Raw genomic sequence first — 18,218 nt, 5'->3', positions numbered from 1 at the left:
TCAACCCTTTACTCCGGTCAGTGTGACGCCCTCGACGAACGCCTTCTGCGCGAAGAAGAACACGAGGATCACGGGGGCCATGACCAGCACGGTCGCGGCCATGGTGAGGTTCCAGTCGGTGTGGTGGGCGCCCTTGAAGGACTCCAGCCCGTAGGAGAGGGTCCAGGCGCCGGGGTTCTCGGAGGCGTAGATCTGCGGGCCGAAGTAGTCGTTCCAGGCGTAGAAGAACTGGAAGAGGGCCACGGCCGCGACGCCCGGCTTCGCCATCGGCAGGACCACCTTGAGCAGGGTGCGCAGCTCCCCGCAGCCGTCGACCTTCGCCGCGTCCAGGTACTCGTCCGGGATGGTCAGCAGGAACTGGCGCAGCAGGAAGATGGAGAAGGCGTCGCCGAAGGCCATCGGGACGATCAGCGGCCACAGCGTGCCGGACAGGTCGAGCTGCTTCGCCCAGAACAGGTACATCGGGATGATGATCACCTGCGGGGGCAGCATCATCATCGAGATCACCAGCATCAGGGACAGGTGCCGGCCCCGGAAGCGGAACTTGGCCAGCGCGTACGCCACCGGGACCGAGGACGCCACGGTCAGCACGGTGCCGAGCCCCGCGTACAGCAGCGTGTTCTTCCACCAGGTGAGGAAGCCGGGCGTGTCCAGGACGGTGCGGTAGTTGCCCCACTCCCAGGTGTGCGGCCACAGGTCGCGGGTGAGTGCCTGCTGGTCGCTCATCAGCGAGGTGAGCACCACGAACACGAACGGCAGCGTGAAGAAGAGGGCGGCGGCCACGCCCAGGGAGTGGACGCCGATCCAGTGCAGCAGCACCCGCCGGCGGGCCGTGCGCTCCCCGGAGGGCGGCGGGCCGCCGGCCGGCGCGGTCCGGGCCGGCGGTCGGGCCGTCGATACCTGGGTCATCGGTCACCTGCCTGGATCAGACCGCCCCGGCGGCGCATCAGCAGCGCCGTGAACGCCATCGCCAGCGCGAACAGCACGAGTGCGACCACGCAGGCGGAGCCGTAGTCGAAGCGCTGGAAGCCGAGGTTGTAGACGAGCTGGGGGAGGGTGAGGGTGGACTTGTCGGGGTAGCCGGGCTCGAAGGACTGCCCGGAGCCGCCGATGATCCCGGAGGCGACCTTCCCGGCGACCAGGGGCTGCGTGTAGTACTGCATCGTCTGGATCACGCCCGTGACCACGGCGAACAGCACGATCGGCGAGATGTTCGGCAGCGTCACGAACCGGAACCGCTGCCAGGCCGACGCCCCGTCCAGCTCGGCCGCCTCGTACTGCTCCTTGGGCACGTCGAGCAGGGCGGCCATGAAGATGACCATCAGGTCGCCCACGCCCCACACCGCGAGCGCGGTCAGCGCCGGCTTGGACCAGGCGGCGTCCGTGAACCAGCCGGGCGCGGGCACGCCGAGGCCCTCCAGGACCGAGTTGACCGGTCCCGTACCGGGGTTGAGGAGGAAGACGAAGGCCAGGGTCGCCGCGACGGGAGGGGCGAGGTAGGGCAGGTAGAAGAGGGTGCGGAAGACCCCGGCGCCGGTCCTGATCTTCGTGATGAGCAGCCCGACGCCGAGCCCGAAGGCCACCCGGCAGGTCACCATCACCAGGACCAGCCACAGGGTGTTGCGCAGCGCCGGCCAGAACAGCGGGTAGTCCCGGAAGACGTACGCCCAGTTCTCCAGCCCCCGGAACTCCGGGACGCCGAAGCCGTCGTACTTCATGAGCGAGAAGTACACGGTGGACACCAGGGGGTAGGCGAAGAAGACGCCGAACCCGACGAGCCACGGTGACATGAAGGCCACCGTGCGCAGCGCCGAGCGCCGGCGCCTGGCACGGAGCGCGTGCGGGGCACGCGTCGATGTCATGGAGGCCATGGACCGCTACTTCGCCTGCTCGATGTCGCGGTCGATCTGCGCGGCCGTCTTCTCCAGCCCCGCCTTGAGGTCCTTCACCCTGCCCGACTCGTACTGGTACCCGAAGTCCTGGAGCGTCAGCTGGTAGGTGGCGCCGTTGACGGAGGCGGGCGGGGAGTTCGACTCGGGGTGCTGGGCGATGTCCAGGAAGGTCTTGAAGGCCGGGTCGGTCTTCAGGCCGGGCGACTTGAGGGCCGGGAAGGTGGAGGGCACGTTGCGGATGGCGTTGGCGAAGGCGACGACGGCCTCGGTGTCGGTCGTCATGTACTTCACCAGCTCCCACGCCGCGTTCTGCTTCTTGCTGTGCGGGGCGATGCCCATCACGGTGCCGGAGAGGAAGCCCTTGCCGTACTCGTCCGCCTCGTCGTCGGCGACGGGCATCGGGGCGGTGCCGATCTCGAAGCCGGCGCCCGCGTCCTTCGCCATGCCGAGGCGCCACTCGCCGTCGAGCTGCATGGCCACCTGGCCGGTGTGGAAGGGGTGCTTGGCGCCCCACTCGTCGCCGAAGGAGGTGCGGTACTTCTCCAGCTTCTCGAAGCCGCCGAGGTCGTCGACGAGCTTCTTCTGGTACGTGAACATCTCGGCGAACGCCGGGTCCTTGGCGACGTTGGACTTGCCGTCCGCGTCGAAGTAGGCGTGGTCCCACTGGGACATGTAGTGGTCGACGACGGTCTCGTAGCCGTGGTAGTTCGGCATGAAGCCGAGCTGCTCGTACCCGTCGCCCTTCGTCTTCGTCAGCTTCTTCGCCACCTGGGCGAACTCGGACCAGGTCTTCGGCGGCGCCTTGATCCCGGCCGCCTCGAAGGCGTCCTTGTTGTAGTAGAGGCCGTAGGCGTCGCCGAGCAGGGGCAGGGCGCAGCGCGTCCCGTCGAACTGCGTGTAGTCCAGCATCGGCTTCGGGATGAGGGCGTCCAGGTCGAGCTTCGACTTCTCGACGAACGGCTTCAGGTCGAGGAAGGCGCCCGAGGAGCAGAACTTGCCGATGTTGGAGGTGGTGAACGAGGACACCACGTCGGGGCCGCTCGAACCGCCCGCGCGCAGGGCCTGGTTGAGCTTGTCGTCGTTGATGTTGCCGACGACCTTCACCTTGATGTTGGGGTGCGCCTTCTCGAACCGGTCCACGTTGGCCTGCACGGCCTCGACCTCGGCGGGGGCGCTCCAGCCGTGCCAGAAGGTGATCGTCGTCTCGGCGTCCGGGTCGTCGGAGGCGCCGGTCTCCGCCTGGCCGGTGCAGGCGGTGGCGAGCAGGGCGAGGGAGGCGGAGGCGGCGACGGCCAGGGCCGCTTTTCTGGATATTCCGGGCATGGCGAGGCTCCCAGGGGCAGGGTGAGGACAGGTGGTGGGGCACGTCGGGGGGGGGCGCGGGGTCGGGTGGGTGGACCGAGTCGGGGTGGCGCGGGGTCAGCGCGAGGTGTCGAAGACCTCGTCGCGGGTGGTCGCGAGCGCGCTCTCCAGGGCGCCGCGCAGAACGGGGTGCCCGGTCACCTCACCGACGGCGAGCCGGGGCCGGGAGGCGGCCAGTTCCTCCAGCTCGTCGCGGACCAGGTCGCGCAGCGCCTCGCCGCCGGCGGTCAGCGAGGTGCCGCTCAGGACCACCAGCTCGGGATCCAGGACCGAGACGAGGGAGGCGAGGCCGGTGGCCAGGCGGGTGGCGTAGGTCCGCAGCAGCAGGCGGTGGGGGTCGTCGTCGCGGCCGGCCCGGGCGCCCCGGGCGACCAGGGCGGCGGCGACCTCGGGGTACGGCCCCGAGGGCACGTCGGCGACCCCCAGCTCCCGGGCCAGTCCCGCAAGCGCCTGGGAACCGGCCAGCTCCTGGAAGCCGCCGCTGCCGGTACGGCTGACCTTGCGGACCAGCGGGGCGCCCGGCACGGGCAGGAACCCGACCTCGCCGGCGCCGCCGGTCCAGCCGCGGTGCAGCCGGCCGCCGAGGACCAGGGCGGCGCCCAGGCCCTCCTGGTTCCACAGCAGCACGAAGTCCTCGTGCCCCCGGGCGGCACCGAGGCGCTGCTCGGCCACGGCGGCGAGGTTCACGTCGTTCTCGTACTCCACCGGCATCGGCAGCGCGGCGGCGAGGTCGTCCAGGAGGGCGGGGGAGTGCCAGCCGGGCAGGTGGGAGGCGTAGCGCAGTCGTCCGGTGCCCGGGTCGAAGGCGCCCGGGGTGCCGATGACGAGCCGGTGCACGGCGCCGCGGTCCAGCCCGGCCGCCTTCACCGCGCCGTCCAGGGCGTCGGTGACCTGCTGGACGACGGGCGCGGCGGGGCGCCGGCCCGGGGTGGGCAGCTCGTGCCGGCCGACGGTGCGGCCGGTGACGTCGGCGACCGCGGCCAGGATGCGGCCCGGGGTGACGTCGAGCCCGGCGGCGTACGCGGCGGCCGGGTTGACCTCGTAGAGCTGGGCGCCGGGCCCGGGGCGCCCCTCGGTCGTGCCCCCGGCCAGCACCAGCCCCGCCGCCTCCAGCCGGGCCAGCAACTGCGAGGCCGTCGGCTTCGACAGGCCGGTCAGCTTGCCGATCCGGGTCCGGGACAGCGGCCCGTGCGCCAGCAGGAGGTCGAGTGCGGCCCGGTCGTTCATGGCGCGCAGGACGCGCGGGGTGCCCGGCGTACCGGCGGTTCCTGCCATGCGTGTCCACACCTGCCTCTCGACCGCTCAGCTTTTCAGGGGGCGGTGGGCCAAGTCCACCGCGTGGATCACGGGAAACGCCCTGACGTGGGTCTGTTAGGAAAGTTTCCTGTTGGACGGAGAACGTAGGCCCGCCCGCGAGGTGCCGTCAAGAGACCGCCCCCGGGGCAACGCAGTCGTTACCTCGGGGGCGGGGAGCGCGGGGAGCGCGGGGGCGCCGGTGCGCCGGGAAGCGTGGGCTACTTGCTGGTGCTGGGCGGCGGAATGGGGGAGGCCGCGAGGGACTGCGGCGACGAGGCGCTCGCGTACGCCGACGGTGCCGCGACGCCCGCCGCCGGGTCGGCGGCGGCCGGGGCGCCCTCCAGGGGCACGGTGGCACCGCCGACGATCGCGATGCCGGCCGCGTCGAAGGCCCGCTTGATGCGCCAGCGCAGCTCACGCTCGACGGTGAGGGACTTGCCGGGCATGGTCTTGGCGGAGACCCGCACCACCATGGAGTCGAGCAGCACGGAGTCCAGGCCGAGGGTCTCGATCGGTCCCCAGAGCATCTCGTTCCAGGGCTCCTCCTTGCTCATCCGCTCGCCGACCGCGGCGAGGGTCTCCTTCACCTTGTCCAGGTCCTCGTCGGAGCGGACGGTCACGTCGACGCCGGCCGTGGACCAGCCCTGGGAGAGGTTGCCGATGCGCTTGACCTCGCCGTTGCGGACGTACCAGATCTCGCCCTCGGCGCCGCGCAGCTTGGTCACCCGCAGGCCGACCTCGATGACCTCGCCGGAGGCCACGCCCGCGTCGATGCTGTCGCCGACGCCGTACTGGTCCTCCAGGATCATGAAGACGCCGGACAGGAAGTCGGTGACCAGGTTGCGGGCGCCGAAGCCGATCGCGACGCCCGCGACACCGGCGGAGGCCAGCAGCGGGGCCAGGTTGATCTGGAAGGTGCCCAGCACCATCAGGGCGGCGGTGCCGAGGATGAGGAAGCTGGCCACCGAACGCAGGACGGACCCGATCGCCTCCGAGCGCTGGCGGCGCCGCTCGGCGTTGACCAGCAGCCCGCTGAGCGCGGTGCCGGTCGACGAACCGCTCGTACGGTTCATCCGCTCTATCAGCTTGGTGATCGCCCGCCGCACCACCGCGCGCAGCACGACCGCGATGGCCACGATCAGCAGCACCCGCAGCCCGATCGCGAGCCACGTCGACCAGTTCTCCTCGACCCAGCCGGCGGCGTTGGTCGCGCTCTCGTGGGCCTCCCGCAGCGAGGGCACGGTCGGGTCCGACGGGGTCGGCGAGGGCGAGGGCGAACCGGCGGCCAGTAGGACGGCGGCTGACAGGGACACGGCGGAAACCTCCAGGTGCGGCGGCCCGTCCTGCGCGGTCCGGTCCGAGGTCCGGTCCAAGGTCACGGAATGGTCACCGGACGGGCAGAAGCACCACACTAACGGGGCACCGGACGCGGTCCGGCCAGAAAGGGGCGGCCGGGACGCTGCTCACCCGCGCCCGGACTGGTCACGCCCGCGGACTCGGAGTGCGTGTGGTCGAAAACACTCCCAGCCCGTTACCGGGACATGGTGGCGCTACGACCAGCCATGAGGGGAGACTGAACCAGATCGTCCCGGCGCGAGCCACGCGCCGCCGACGCCCAAGGAGGCACCCGTGCCGCATGTCCTGGTCCTCAACGCGTCGTACGAGCCACTCGGCGTCGTACCGCTCCGCCGCGCGCTCGTCCTCGTCCTGGAGAACAAGGCCGTGTGCCTCGAGGAGTCCGGCGCCTACCTGCACAGCGCGACCGTCACCGTGCCCGCACCCAGCGTGGTCCGGCTCAAGCGCTTCGTCCGGGTGCCCTACCGGGGTCCCGTCCCGCTCACCCGCCGCGCCCTCTTCGCCCGCGACGGCGGCCGCTGCATGTACTGCGGCGCCGTCGCCACCAGCGTCGACCACGTCGTCCCGCGCAGCCGCGGGGGCCTGCACGCGTGGGACAACGTGGTGGCGTCCTGCCGCCGCTGCAACCACGTCAAGGCCGACCGCCACCTGGTCGAACTGGGCTGGCGCCTGCGCCACAAACCGGCCCCGCCGACCGGCCTGGCCTGGCGCATCATCGGCACGGGCCACCGGGACCCGCGCTGGCTCCCGTACCTGCAGCCGTACGGCGCGGAGGACGCCATGGCCCGGATCGACGGCATCTCCGCCTGACGTCCCGGCGCGGGAAGCCCCCGGTCGACGGCACCGGACGAGGGTGCGGTGCCGGAGGGGCCGACGACGCAGCCGGACTCCGGGGGCAGCACCCTGCGCGCCGCTTCGGCGACGCCGGCGAACGGCATGCCGGCCGGCGGGGTACGGGCGGTCGAGGTGATCACCGGAACGGGGGCGACGCCGCGGACCTCGTCGGCTCGGGCGGTGGGCGGGCGGGCCGGGTCACCGGTGCCGGAGCCGACGTCGGGCGCGCCGCGGAACCGGCGGGGGACCGCCGCGGGGTCCAGCGGTGGTGGTGGGCGCTCGTGGTCCCAGGGGCGAGCGGCGTTGTACCGGTCGAGCGCCCCGAGGAGCCGGTGCGGCAGCGACGTCCTGTGCTTCCTCCGGCGACTCGTCCCGTCCTGGAGCAGCGGGCACCCGTTCCGGCAGGTCCGCGTGACCGGTTTGGGTGATTCGGCGGTGGGTCAGGTGACTTTTTGGCCGGGTCCGTGTGTATTCGGGACGGGGTGGATGTGACCAGGACCACGTTGGCGGTAATGGGGCGTCTGTCCTCGCGCGGACTGGGTAGGGGCTGCCGTAACTCGCCACCAGCGTGCTCGGCATCCTGCCCGACCCCGAGCCCGACCCCGAGCCCGTTCCACCGTCCCACCCAGAGCCTCAACCAAAGGAGACCCCCGTGGCTGCACTGGCGCCCCTTCTGCTGCCGGCCCCCTCCAAACCCGTGGCGGAGCCGTCCACCCCCTGGGCGGAGCCCTCCGCCGACTCCGAGACCCCGCACTACTGCGTCTTCGGCGCCACCGGAAGCTGCGCCGAGACCCCGCTGACCAGCGAACCGCCGCTGCCCGACGCCGAACCCCTCACCAGCGAGTCGCCGTTCGCCGACGCCGTACCGCTGACCAGCGAGTCCTCGCCCGAACTCACGGCCGACGTGCCGGAGCAGGGCGGCCCCTCCTTCGCCGTCCCCGTCCCGGAACCCACGAGGTCGTAGAGGAAGCAGATGCCCGCAGCCCGGCCGGCCGAGCCCCCCACCGAGGACCTTCCCGAGGAACTGACCAGGCTCGCCGCCCTGCACGGCGTCGCCACCTCCTACCGCCCCTCCCCGGACCGCACCGTCCCGGCCTCGGCCACCGCCGTCACCCTCGCGCTGGCCGCCCTCGGCGTGGACACGGGCAGCCCCGGTGCCGTACGGGCCGCGCTCGCCGCACGCGAGAGCGAGCTGCGCGAACGGCTGCTGCCGCCCACCGTCGTCCGCTGGGAAGGCGGCGGCACCCCGGACGCGCTGGCCGCCCTCCCGCCGGGCACGCGGCTGCGGGTCGACACCGAGCAGGGGGAGCGCCGCGACGGGGCCACGCCGCTCCCGCCCGGTGTCCACCGGCTGACCGCCACCGCGCCCGACGGCCGGGTCGCCGTGTCCCACCTGATCGTCGCGCCCGACCGGCTGCCCGGCCCCGCCACCCGCTCCCACGGATTCCTCGTCCAGCTCTACTCCCTCCTCTCCCACCGCTCCTGGGGCATGGGCGACCTCGGCGACCTGGGTGAACTGGCCGCCTGGGCCGGACGCGCCCTCGGCGCCGGGTTCGTCCAGGTCAACCCGCTGCACGCGGCCGTGCCCGGCGCCCCCGCCGACCCGTCCCCCTACCGGCCCTCCTCGCGCCGCTTCCCCGACCCGGTGCACCTGCGGATCGAGGACGTCCCCGAGTTCGCGTACGTCACCGGCCCCGAGCGCGCCCGCACCCTGCGGGAGCGGGCCGCGCGGCTGCGCGAGGGGGTGCTGGAGAAGGACGCCCTCGTCGACCGGGACGCAGTGTGGGAGCTGAAGCGCGAGGCGCTCGGACTGCTCCACGAGGTTCCCCTCGGACCCGGCCGCCGCGCCGCCTACTGCGACTACCTCGCCGAGCAGGGCACCGCCCTGGAGGACCACGCCACCTGGTGCGCGCTGGCCGAGGTCCACGGCCCCGACTGGCACCGGTGGCCCGAGGGCCTGCGCGACCCCCGCTCGGCCGCGACCGACCGCGCCCGCCGCGAGCTGATGGACCGCGTCGACTTCCACGCCCGCCTCACCTGGCTCACCGACACCCAGCTCACCGCCGCCCAGCGCGTCGCCCGCGAGGCCGGCATGCCGGTCGGGATCGTCCACGACCTCGCCGTCGGCGTGCACCCGCGCGGCGCCGACACCTGGGCGCAGCAGGAGTACTTCGCCGCCGGCATGTCGGTGGGCGCCCCGCCGGACGCCTTCAACGCCCTCGGCCAGGACTGGGGGCTGCCGCCCTGGCGCCCGGACCGCCTCGCCGACTCGGGGTACGCGCCTTTCCGGGAGCTGCTGCGCGGTGTGTTCCGGTACGCCGGAGGGCTGCGCGTCGACCACGTCATGGGCCTGTTCCGGCTCTGGTGGGTCCCGGAGGGCCACGAGCCCACCGACGGCACCTACGTCCACTACGACGCCGAGGCCATGCTCGCCGTCCTCGTCCTGGAGGCGAGCCGGGCCGGCGCCGTCGTCATCGGCGAGGACCTGGGCACCGTGGCACCCGGCGTGCGCGAGGCGCTGCGCGAGCGGGGGGTGCTGGGCACCTCGGTGCTGTGGTTCGAACGGGACTGGACCGGCGACGGCCGCCCTCTGCCGCCCGAGCGGTGGCGCGCCGACTGCCTGGCCACCGCGACCACGCACGACCTGCCCTCCACCGCCGCCCGCCTCACCGGCGAGCACGTCGAACTCCGCGACCGGCTCGGCCTGCTCGCCCGCCCGCCGGAGGAGGAACGCGCCGAGGCCGCCGCGGACACCGCGGAGTGGCTCGACGTCCTGGCCCGGCTCGGGCTGCTGCAAGGCACCGGCGGCGACACCGGCACGCCCGCCGAGGAGGCCGGGGTGCAGGCCGTGCACCGCTTCCTGCTGTGCACCCCCGCCCGCATGGTCGGCATCTGGCTCCCGGACACCGTCGGCGACCGCCGCCCGCAGAACCTCCCCGGCACCTGGGACCAGTACCCGAACTGGCGGCTGCCCGTCGCCGACGCCGGGGGCCGCCCGGTGACCCTGGAGGACCTGGCCGCCTCGCCCCGGCTGCACGCCCTGATCGACGTCGTGCGTGCTGCCGCGCGGGACGCACCGCCGGAGCGCGACGCCGGCCGGGACGGCTGAGCCGGGCGCCCGTGGGCCCCGTACGGGCACCCCGGGCGCGCGGGCGCCGGGACCGTTCGCTAACTTGGCACCGTGGACAAGAAGAACGCCCTGCGCGCCGGCGCCCTGGCAGCCGGTACGACGCTGATGATGCTGCTCATGTCGTCCCCCGCGCTCGCGCTGACGCGCGACGCCGGCGACGACCCCGGCACCGGCCTGAGCGTCGTCGAGACGCTGGGCCTCTACGTCCTGGCCCCGATCGCGCTGTTCGTGATCGTCGCGGGCCTGGTCATGGTCCTGGACCGGTCCAACCCGGACCACCTGGTGAAGACCCCCGGCTCCAAGGCCAAGGCCAAGGCCGGCGCCAAGGCCTGACCTCCCCGCCCGGCCCACCGCCCCAGCCCGACCGAGGGCGCCGCCCCCGCCGTACGTACGCGCACCAGCCGTACGCCGACGGGGACGGCGCCCTCGGTCGTTTCCCGCCGTGTCTGCGCGGGAGGCCCTACTTCTCCGTGCCGGCGAGGAGGTCCCGCAGCAGGTCGGCCAGGTGAGCGGCGCGCTCCGGCTCCAGGGAGGCCAGCGCCTCGGTCTGGGCGGCGAGGCCCGCGCCGACCGCCTCGTCGATGAGCCGGAGCCCCCGGTCGGTGAGCGTGACCTGCAGCCCCCGGCGGTCGTGCGGGTCGGGGGAGCGGCGCAGCAGCCCCGCCCGTTCCAGCTTGTCCAGCCGCCCGGTCATGCCGCCGGTGGTGAGCATCAGCGCGGCCGAGAGCTGCCGGGGGGAGAGCGTGTACGGCTCGCCGGAGCGGCGCAGGGTGGCCAGGGCGTCGAACTCGCCCCGCGAGATGCCGAAGCGCGCGTAGGCCTGCTCCATCCGGTCGCCCATCGCGCGCGACAGCCGGAAGATCCGGCCGAACACTTCCATGCCGGCCGTGTCCAGGTCGGGCCGGACCGCCGCCCACTGGTCGACGATCACGTCGACGGGGTCCGTGCGCGGTTCCGGGCGGTGGGGGCGTTCAGTCATGGGACGAGTATCGGGGCCACTCCGCTCGGCCGCAAGAAAGTAGCTTGACGGAAACTTGCTTAGAAGTAAGCTACTTTCTACCGAGCTTGCTTCCCGCCGAGCTTTCCCCGCCCCCGAAGGGTGCCCTCATGGCCGCCACCCGCACCGCTCGCCCCGCCGTCATCGCGCTCACCGCACTCGCCCCCGTCTCCTGGGGCACCACCTACGTCGTGACCACCGAGGTGCTGCCGCCCGACCGGCCCCTGTTCACCGGGCTGATGCGTGCCCTGCCCGCCGGTCTGCTGCTGCTCGCCCTCGCCCGGGTGCTGCCGCGCGGTGCCTGGTGGGGGAGGGCGGCGGTGCTGGGCGTGCTGAACATCGGGGCGTTCTTCCCGTTGCTGTTCCTCGCCGCCTACCGGATGCCCGGCGGGATGGCCGCCGTCGTCGGCTCGGCCGGACCGCTCCTCGTCGTCGGCTTCTCGGCACTGCTCCTCGGGCAGCGGCCCGCGGCCCGGTCCGTGCTCACCGGCGTCGTCGCCGCGTCCGGCGTCAGCCTGGTGGTGCTGGAGGCGGCCGGGGGACTGGACGCCCTGGGCCTGCTCGCGGCCGTCGCCTCCACCGTGTCCATGTCCGCGGGCGTCGTGCTCACCCAGCGCTGGGGCCGTCCCGAGGGGGTCGGACCGCTCGCCCTCACCGCCTGGCAGCTGACCGCGGGCGGCCTGCTCCTGGCGCCGCTCGCCCTCCTGGCCGAGGGCGCCCCGCCCGCGCTGGACGGCCCGGCGGTCGGCGGGTACCTCTACCTGGCGCTGGGCAACACGGCGCTGGCGTACTGGCTCTGGTTCCGCGGCATCGGCCGGCTCTCGGCGACGCAGGTCACCTTCCTCGGTCCGCTCTCGCCGCTGACCGCCGCCGTGATCGGCTGGGCCGTGCTGGGCGAGGCGCTCGGTCCGGTGCAGCTGGCGGGCATGGCGCTGGCGTTCGGGGCGACCCTGGCGGGGCAGCGGGCGCCGCGGGCGCGGGCGGCGGGCGCGGCGGGCGGCCGATTCTTCAGTTCTGCTTCAAAGAACGGTCGGAAAGATTCGATGGACCTGACGGGTCCGGCCCTGCGACGGTAGGCCCGCCAGGCCCCCGGCCGGTTCGGCCACGACGACCGGTCCGAACGGGACGGTCGGGCCGAACCGGACGACCAGGAAAGGACCTTCGTGGCCACAGCCGCCCGCCCCGCCGAAGACGCCGCGTCCGCCGACCCGCCCTCCGACCCGCCCTCCGCCCCGGTGCGGCCGACGGGGCCCGTGGCCGTCGGTCTCGCGCTCGCCGTCCTCGCCACCGTCGTGTGGTCCGGCAGCTTCGTCACCTCGCGGGCCCTCGGCGACAGCGTGCCGCCCGTCCAGCACGCGTTCTGGCGCTGGGTGGTGGCCCTCGCCGTCGTCGCCCCCTTCGGCGCCCGGCGGGCCTGGCGGCAGCGCGCGCTGATCCGGCGCCACCTCGGCTTCGTGGTCCTCGCCTCGCTGCTCGGCGTGACCGTCTACAACACCCTCGTCAACCAGGCCGGCGTCACCACCCCCGCTGCCAACATGGGCATGATCATGGCGGCCTCTCCCGTGCTCATGGCCCTCTACGAACGCGCGGGCGGCGTCCGGCTCGGCGCCCGCCGGGTCGCCGGGCTGGTCATCGCCTGCGCGGGCGTCCTGCTGCTCGTGGGAGGGGACGGGGCGTCGTTCTCGGCCGGGGACCTGTGGATGATCGCGGCCGCGTGCTGCTTCGGGTCGTACAGCGCGCTGCTGCGCCGCAGGCCCGAGGGGCTGGACGGGGTCGGGTTCCTGTTCACCACGTTCCTGCTCGGCACGGTCCTGCTGCTGCCCGCGCAGGGCATCAGCCTCGCCGTCCAGGGCGGCTTCCACCCGACGCCGGGCACGGTCTGGCCGATCCTCTACGTCGGGGTCGCCTCCTCCGCCGTGGCCTTCTTCGCCTGGAACAAGGCGATCTCCCTGATCGGCCCGTCCCGCGCCGGGGTCGTCTACTACCTCCAGCCGGTGTGCGTCGCCCTGCTGTCCTGGGTGCTGCTCGCCGAGCCGACCGGCTGGGCGCAGGCGGGCTGCATGGCGCTGATCCTCGGAGGCGTCGTCCTCGGCGCGGGGGCCCGGCGGTAGGTTGCCGCCATGGCCGACTGGGACCTCCGCAAGCTGCAGATCCTGCGGACGCTGCGGGAGCGGGGCACGGTGACCGCGACGGCCGAGGCGCTGCACATGACGCCGTCCGCCGTGTCCCAGCAGTTGACGAACCTCTCCCGGCAGCTCGGGGTGGAGCTGCTCCAGGCGCACGGCAGAAGGGTGCGGCTGACCGACGCGGCCCGGCTGGTGCTGCGGCACGCCGAAGCGGTGTTCGAACAGCTCGAACGCGCCGACGCCGAGCTCTCGGCGTACGTCCGGGGCGAGGCGGGCGAGGTCCGGGTGGGCGCCTTCGCCACCGCCGTGCCCGCCCTCGTCGTCCCGGCCGTCACCGCCCTGCGCGCCGGCAGCCCCGGGATCGAGGTGCGGGTGCGGGAGGCCGAGGCGCAGGAGGCGTACGAGCTGCTGGCCGCCGGGGAGGTCGACCTCGCGCTGTCGCTGGCCGCGCAGGCGCCGAGCGCCGTCGACCCGCGCTTCACCCGCGTGCCGCTGCTCGCCGACCCGCTGGACGTCGCCCTCCCCGGCGGCCATCCGCTGGCCCGCGCGGAGGGGCTGCGGCTGGCCGACCTCGCCGCCGAGCCGTGGATCTTCGGCGGCAGCGGGCCCTGGTCCGACATCACGCGCGGGGCCTGTGAGGCCGCCGGGTTCCGTCCGCACCAGGGCCACGCGGCGGCCGGCTGGCCGGCCATCCTCGCCATGGTCGAGGCGGGCATGGGCGTCGCCCTGGTACCGCGCATGGCCGCCGTCCCCCGCGACGGCGTCATCATGCGCGAACTCCACGCCGACCGCCCCGTCCGCCACGTCGTCGCGGCCGTACGAAGGGGAGCGGAGCAGGCCGCGGCGGTCGCCACCGTCCTGGAGGCCCTGCGCACGGCGGCGGACGAACGGGGCGCCTGAGGACGCTCCGGGGGACTGCCCCGGCACGGTGCCGGAGACGCGGCTCCGTACCCCGTGCGAGGGGCGCCCGGCGCTGCACACGCGCCGGACGCCCCTTCCTGCGTACCGCGGCCTACTCGGCCGCCGCCGCGTCCGCGGCCTGGGCCCTCAGCGCGCGCTCGATGCCCGAGCGGGACTCGGACACCAGGCGGCGCAGGGCCGCGTTCGGAGCGGCGGAGGACAGCCAGGCGTCCGTGCGGTCCAGGGTCTCCCGGGAGACCTGCACCGCCGGGTACAGGCCGACCGCGATCTGCTGGGCCATCTCGTGCGAACGGGACTCCCAGACGTCCTTCAGCGCCTCGAAGTACCGCTCCGTGTACGGCGCCAGCAGTTCCCGCTGGTCGGTCTGGACGAAGCCCGCGATGACCGCCTCCTGGACGGCGTTCGGCAGCTTGTCGGACTCCACGACCGACTCCCAGGCCTCCGCCTTGGCCGCCTCGGTCGGGCGGGCCGCCCGCGCGGTGGCCGCGTGGCGCTCGCCGGCCGCGGTCTTGTCCCGCTCGTACTCGGCCGCGATCTCCGACCCGCCGAACCGGCCCACGGCCGCGAGCCGCTGCACGAACGCCCAGCGCAGCTCCGTGTCGACGGCCAGGCCCTCGATCGTCTGCGTGCCGTCCAGCAGCGCGTCCAGCAGGTCGAGCTGCTCCGGCGTCCTGGCCGTCGCCGCGAACGCCCGCGCCCACGCAAGCTGGTGGTCGCTGCCCGCCTCGGCGGCCCGCAGGTGGGCCAGTGTGGCCTCGGTCCAGCGGGTCAGCAGCGCCTCGCGGGCGCTCGGGGCGGCGTACTGGTCGATGGCCAGCTTCACCTGGCGGTGCAGCGACTGCACGACACCGATGTCGGACTCCTTGCCGATGCCCGACAGGACGAGGGACAGGTAGTCCCGGGTGGCCAGTTCCGCGTCCCGGGTCATGTCCCACGCCGACGCCCAGCACAGGGCACGCGGCAGCGACTCGGTGAAGTCGCCCAGGTGCTCGGTGACCACGGCCAGCGACTGCTCGTCCAGGCGGACCTTCGCGTACGAGAGGTCGTCGTCGTTGAGCAGGAGCACCGCCGGGCGGGGCTTGCCCACCAGCTGCGGCACGGACGTCAGCTCGCCGTCCACGTCCAGTTCGACCCGGTCCCCGCGCACCAGCTTGCCGTCGCCGTCGAGGTCGTAGGCGCCGATCGCGACGCGGTGCGGGCGCAGGGTGGGCTCACCCTTGGCGCCGGCCGGGAGCGCCGGGGCCTCCTGGCGAATGGCGAAGGAGGTGATGACGCCGTTCGCGTCCGTTTCGATCTCCGGGCGCAGCACGTTGATGCCGGCCGTTTCCAGCCACGCCTTCGACCAGGTCCTCAGGTCGCGCCCGGAGGTCTCCTCCAGCGCGCCCAGCAGGTCCGACAGACGGGTGTTGCCGAACGCGTGCCGCTTGAAGTAGGCCTGCACGCCCCGGAAGAACGCGTCCTCCCCGACGTACGCGACGAGCTGCTTGAGCACGCTCGCGCCCTTGGCGTACGTGATGCCGTCGAAGTTGACGAGCACGTCGTCCAGGTCGCTGATGTCCGCCATGATCGGATGCGTGGACGGCAGCTGGTCCTGCCGGTACGCCCAGGTCTTCATCTGGTTGGCGAACGTCGTCCACGAGTGCGGCCACTTCGACCCCGGCGCGGCGGCCTGGCAGGCGGCCTCGGCGTAGGTGGCGAACGACTCGTTCAGCCACAGGTCGTTCCACCACTCCATGGTGACCAGGTCGCCGAACCACATGTGCGCCAGCTCGTGCAGGATCGTGGCGGCCCGCACCTCGTACGCGGCGTCCGTCACCTTGGAACGGAACACGTACTGGTCGCGGATGGTCACCGCGCCCGCGTTCTCCATCGCGCCCGCGTTGAACTCCGGCACGAAGAGCTGGTCGTACTTCTTGAACGGGTACCGGTAGTCGAACTTCTCCTGGAACCAGTCGAAGCCCTGCCGGGTCACCTCGAAGATGGCGTCCGCGTCGAGGTGCTCGGCCAGCGAGGGACGGCAGTAGATACCGAGCGGGACGGACTGGCCGTCCTTCTCGTACACGCTGTGCACCGAGTGGTACGGGCCGACGATCAGCGCCGTGATGTACGACGAGATGCGCGGGGTCGGCTCGAACTCCCAGACGTTGTCCTTCGGCTCGGGCGTCGGCGAGTTGGAGACGACCGTCCAGCCCTCGGGGGCCTTCACGGTGAACTGGAACGTCGCCTTGAGGTCCGGCTGCTCGAAGCTGGCGAAGACCCGCCGCGCGTCCGGCACCTCGAACTGGGTGTAGAGGTAGGCCTGGTCGTCCACCGGGTCGACGAACCGGTGCAGACCCTCACCGGTGTTGGTGTAGGCGCAGTCGGCGACGACGCGCAGGATGTTGCGCCCCGGCAGCAGCCCCGCGAGGGCGATGCGGGAGTCCTGGAACACCTCGGCGGCATCGAGGGCGTCGCCGTTCAGCGTCACCTCGTGGACCGTCGGCGCGACCAGGTCGATGAAGGACTCGCCGCCGCCCTCGGCGACGTCGAAGCGCACCGTGGTCACGGACCGGTAGGTGCCGCCCTCCTGCGCGCCGGTGAGGTCGAGATCGATCTCGTACGAGTCAACGGTCAGCAGCGTCGCCCGCTGCCGCGCCTCTTCGCGAGTCAGGTTTGTGCCAGGCACGCGGTCATCTCCTCGTTATGTGTGGGTTGCGCCATCCTTCCACGTGACCTGTGCCCAACGCGATGTCCGTTTCCCGCCGGTGCGCGGCGCGTCCGCGCGCGAGCCTGGGGCCCATGAACGGCTACACCGCACACGCCATCCCCCCGGCCACCCTCGAGGAACTGCGCGCCGCCGACGACGCGGGCCGCACCCCCGCACCGACGACCGACGACGAGGGCGGCGCACCCCTGCGCTGCTGTCTGCGCCACAGCCGCGCGGGTGAGCGCGTCGCGCTCGTCTCCTACGCCCCGCTGCGCCGCTGGGCGGCGGAGACGGGCGCCGACCCGGGCGCCTACGACGAGCAGGGCCCCGTCTTCATCCACGCCGACGCGTGCACGGGACCGGAGACGGACGCGCTCCCCTTCACCAACTCGCACCGCACCCTGCGCCGCTACTCCGCCGGCGGACGCATCCTGGGCGGGCGGCTGATCGGGGACCCCGGCGCCTTCGCGTACGCCCTGCGGGAAGCGTTCGACGACCCGGACGTGGAGTTCGTCCACGTCCGGGCCGTCGAGTACGGCTGCTTCCTCTACGAGGTGGCCAGGCCCCGGCTCTAGCCCTTCAGCTCCGCCGCCACCAGCTCCGCGATCTGCACCGCGTTCAGCGCCGCGCCCTTGCGCAGGTTGTCGTTGGAGACGAACAGGGCGAGGCCGTTGTCCACGGTCTCGTCCCGGCGGATGCGGCCCACGTACGACGGGTCCTGGCCGGCCGCCTGCAGCGGGGTCGGCACCTCGGTGAGCGCGACGCCGGGGGCGCCGGCCAGCAGCTCCTTGGCACGCTCCACGCCGAGCGGACGGGCGAACCGGGCGTTGATCTGCAGGGAGTGGCCGCTGAAGACCGGCACGCGCACGCAGGTGCCGGAGACCTTCAGCTCCGGGATCTCCAGGATCTTGCGGGACTCGTGGCGGAGCTTCTGCTCCTCGTCCGTCTCGTGCAGTCCGTCGTCGACGATCGAGCCGGCCAGGGGGAGCACGTTGTACGCGATCGGCGCCACGTACTTCTCCGGCTTCGGGAACTCGGCGGCCGAACCGTCGTGGGTCAGCTTGGGGGCGTCCGCGCCGACCTTCTGGACCTGCTCGAACAGCTCGTCCACGCCGGCCAGCCCCGAGCCGGACACCGCCTGGTAGGTGGCGACGACCAGGGCTTCCAGGCCCGCCTCCGCGTGCAGCGGACGCAGGACGGGCATCGCGGCCATCGTGGTGCAGTTCGGGTTGGCGATGATGCCCTTGGGGCGGTCGGCGATCGCGTGCGGGTTCACCTCGGAGACCACCAGCGGGACCTCGGGGTCGCGGCGCCAGGCGGAGGAGTTGTCGATCACGACGGGGCCCTGCGAGGCGACCTTCTCGGCCAGCGCCTTGGAGGTGGCGCCGCCCGCCGAGAACAGCACGATGTCGAGCCCGGAGTAGTCCGCGGCGGCCGCGTCCTCCACCGTGACGCCGTCCAGCTCCTTGCCCGCGCTGCGCGCCGAGGCGAACAGGCGCAGCTCGGTGACGGGGAAGTTCCGTTCCGTGAGGATCCTGCGCATGACCGTGCCGACCTGACCGGTGGCTCCGACGATTCCGACCCTCACGGTGGCTCCTTCTCCGTTTGTGCGCGTGTC

16 protein-coding genes are annotated in these 18,218 nt (G+C 73.2%); 8 read left to right on the top strand and 8 right to left on the bottom strand.

Features of this window, described 5'->3' with window-relative positions; genetic code table 11:
• From Sdi02f_RS24045 to Sdi02f_RS24025, 5 genes are all read right to left on the bottom strand, one after another.
• Positions 1-909 (bottom strand): carbohydrate ABC transporter permease, encoded by a 909-nt coding sequence (locus Sdi02f_RS24045; protein ID WP_031184554.1) that lies wholly within the window; start codon positions 907-909, stop codon positions 1-3.
• Positions 906-1,862 carry a carbohydrate ABC transporter permease gene (locus tag Sdi02f_RS24040; protein ID WP_037798400.1) on the bottom strand — a complete coding sequence of 319 codons (957 nt, stop codon included), beginning with the start codon at positions 1,860-1,862 and terminating at the stop codon, positions 906-908. Before Sdi02f_RS24040 ends, Sdi02f_RS24045 begins: the two co-directional genes overlap by 4 nt.
• 15 nt (positions 1,863-1,877) lie before the next feature.
• Positions 1,878-3,215 carry an ABC transporter substrate-binding protein gene (locus Sdi02f_RS24035; RefSeq protein ID WP_030399975.1) on the bottom strand — a complete coding sequence of 446 codons (1,338 nt, stop codon included), beginning with the start codon at positions 3,213-3,215 and terminating at the stop codon, positions 1,878-1,880.
• Between the two features lie 96 nt (positions 3,216-3,311).
• On the bottom strand, positions 3,312-4,529 hold the full coding sequence (locus Sdi02f_RS24030; RefSeq protein WP_031184555.1) for an ROK family transcriptional regulator: 1,218 nt from the start codon (positions 4,527-4,529) through the stop codon (positions 3,312-3,314).
• 239 nt (positions 4,530-4,768) lie between these two features.
• A complete protein-coding gene (locus Sdi02f_RS24025) occupies positions 4,769-5,863 on the bottom strand; it encodes a mechanosensitive ion channel family protein (protein WP_031084038.1) in 1,095 nt (364 codons plus the stop codon).
• A gap of 316 nt (positions 5,864-6,179) precedes the next feature.
• Here Sdi02f_RS24025 and Sdi02f_RS24020 point away from each other — a divergent pair, with 316 nt between their 5' ends.
• The 4 genes from Sdi02f_RS24020 (at position 6,180) to Sdi02f_RS24000 (ending at position 10,203) form a co-directional block, all read left to right on the top strand.
• The gene (locus Sdi02f_RS24020) at positions 6,180-6,716 is read left to right on the top strand and encodes an HNH endonuclease (RefSeq protein WP_030399972.1); all 537 of its coding nucleotides are present in this window, start codon (positions 6,180-6,182) and stop codon (positions 6,714-6,716) included.
• Between the two features lie 676 nt (positions 6,717-7,392).
• Positions 7,393-7,704: a hypothetical protein gene (locus Sdi02f_RS24010; protein ID WP_030399971.1), complete on the top strand. Its 312-nt coding sequence runs from the start codon at positions 7,393-7,395 to the stop codon at positions 7,702-7,704.
• 9 nt (positions 7,705-7,713) lie between these two features.
• Complete coding sequence (gene malQ / locus Sdi02f_RS24005) at positions 7,714-9,849, top strand: 4-alpha-glucanotransferase (protein ID WP_108933996.1); 2,136 nt, start codon at positions 7,714-7,716, stop codon at positions 9,847-9,849.
• Positions 9,850-9,921: 72 nt separating this feature from the next.
• Positions 9,922-10,203, top strand: a complete 282-nt coding sequence (locus Sdi02f_RS24000; protein ID WP_031084034.1) for a hypothetical protein — start codon at positions 9,922-9,924, stop codon at positions 10,201-10,203.
• Positions 10,204-10,330: 127 nt separating this feature from the next.
• Here the strand turns inward: Sdi02f_RS24000 and Sdi02f_RS23995 are convergent, their stop codons facing one another.
• Complete coding sequence (locus Sdi02f_RS23995) at positions 10,331-10,849, bottom strand: MarR family winged helix-turn-helix transcriptional regulator (RefSeq protein WP_031084032.1); 519 nt, start codon at positions 10,847-10,849, stop codon at positions 10,331-10,333.
• 128 nt (positions 10,850-10,977) lie between these two features.
• Here Sdi02f_RS23995 and Sdi02f_RS23990 point away from each other — a divergent pair, with 128 nt between their 5' ends.
• From Sdi02f_RS23990 to Sdi02f_RS23980, 3 genes are all read left to right on the top strand, one after another.
• Positions 10,978-11,943, top strand: a complete 966-nt coding sequence (locus tag Sdi02f_RS23990) for an EamA family transporter (RefSeq protein WP_030399967.1) — start codon at positions 10,978-10,980, stop codon at positions 11,941-11,943.
• Between the two features lie 87 nt (positions 11,944-12,030).
• Positions 12,031-12,978, top strand: coding sequence for a DMT family transporter (locus tag Sdi02f_RS23985; protein ID WP_108933995.1), 948 nt, complete (start codon positions 12,031-12,033; stop codon positions 12,976-12,978).
• A gap of 9 nt (positions 12,979-12,987) precedes the next feature.
• Positions 12,988-13,893 (top strand): LysR family transcriptional regulator, encoded by a 906-nt coding sequence (locus Sdi02f_RS23980; protein WP_030399965.1) that lies wholly within the window; start codon positions 12,988-12,990, stop codon positions 13,891-13,893.
• Between the two features lie 112 nt (positions 13,894-14,005).
• On the opposite strand, the gene pepN is transcribed toward Sdi02f_RS23980, so the two are convergent.
• On the bottom strand, positions 14,006-16,579 hold the full coding sequence (gene pepN, locus Sdi02f_RS23975) for an aminopeptidase N (protein ID WP_108933994.1): 2,574 nt from the start codon (positions 16,577-16,579) through the stop codon (positions 14,006-14,008).
• Between the two features lie 113 nt (positions 16,580-16,692).
• Between pepN and Sdi02f_RS23970 the strand changes: the two genes are divergently transcribed.
• Positions 16,693-17,175: a DUF1203 domain-containing protein gene (locus Sdi02f_RS23970; RefSeq protein WP_108933993.1), complete on the top strand. Its 483-nt coding sequence runs from the start codon at positions 16,693-16,695 to the stop codon at positions 17,173-17,175.
• On the opposite strand, the gene Sdi02f_RS23965 is transcribed toward Sdi02f_RS23970, so the two are convergent.
• Positions 17,172-18,188: an aspartate-semialdehyde dehydrogenase gene (locus Sdi02f_RS23965; protein ID WP_030399962.1), complete on the bottom strand. Its 1,017-nt coding sequence runs from the start codon at positions 18,186-18,188 to the stop codon at positions 17,172-17,174. The two genes, Sdi02f_RS23970 and Sdi02f_RS23965, sit on opposite strands and share 4 nt — an antisense overlap.
• Between the last annotated feature and the right edge of the window lie 30 nt (positions 18,189-18,218).

It is taken from the genome of Streptomyces ardesiacus (assembly GCF_003112575.1).
Classification (GTDB): Bacteria; Actinomycetota; Actinomycetes; order Streptomycetales; family Streptomycetaceae; genus Streptomyces; species Streptomyces ardesiacus.
The sequence above is the reverse complement of the archived record's forward strand: the minus strand, read 5'-3'. Positions and strand labels throughout refer to the sequence as shown.

Coding starts and splice junctions, on each gene's coding strand:
- Sdi02f_RS23995 (WP_031084032.1), bottom strand. CDS start 10,849: ATGACTGAACGCCCCCACCGCCCGGAACCGCGCACGGACCCCGTCGAC.
- Sdi02f_RS24030 (WP_031184555.1), bottom strand. CDS start 4,529: ATGGCAGGAACCGCCGGTACGCCGGGCACCCCGCGCGTCCTGCGCGCC.
- Sdi02f_RS23970 (WP_108933993.1), top strand. CDS start 16,693: ATGAACGGCTACACCGCACACGCCATCCCCCCGGCCACCCTCGAGGAA.
- Sdi02f_RS24040 (WP_037798400.1), bottom strand. CDS start 1,862: ATGACATCGACGCGTGCCCCGCACGCGCTCCGTGCCAGGCGCCGGCGC.
- Sdi02f_RS23990 (WP_030399967.1), top strand. CDS start 10,978: ATGGCCGCCACCCGCACCGCTCGCCCCGCCGTCATCGCGCTCACCGCA.
- Sdi02f_RS24035 (WP_030399975.1), bottom strand. CDS start 3,215: ATGCCCGGAATATCCAGAAAAGCGGCCCTGGCCGTCGCCGCCTCCGCC.
- Sdi02f_RS23980 (WP_030399965.1), top strand. CDS start 12,988: ATGGCCGACTGGGACCTCCGCAAGCTGCAGATCCTGCGGACGCTGCGG.
- Sdi02f_RS24045 (WP_031184554.1), bottom strand. CDS start 909: ATGACCCAGGTATCGACGGCCCGACCGCCGGCCCGGACCGCGCCGGCC.
- malQ (WP_108933996.1), top strand. CDS start 7,714: ATGCCCGCAGCCCGGCCGGCCGAGCCCCCCACCGAGGACCTTCCCGAG.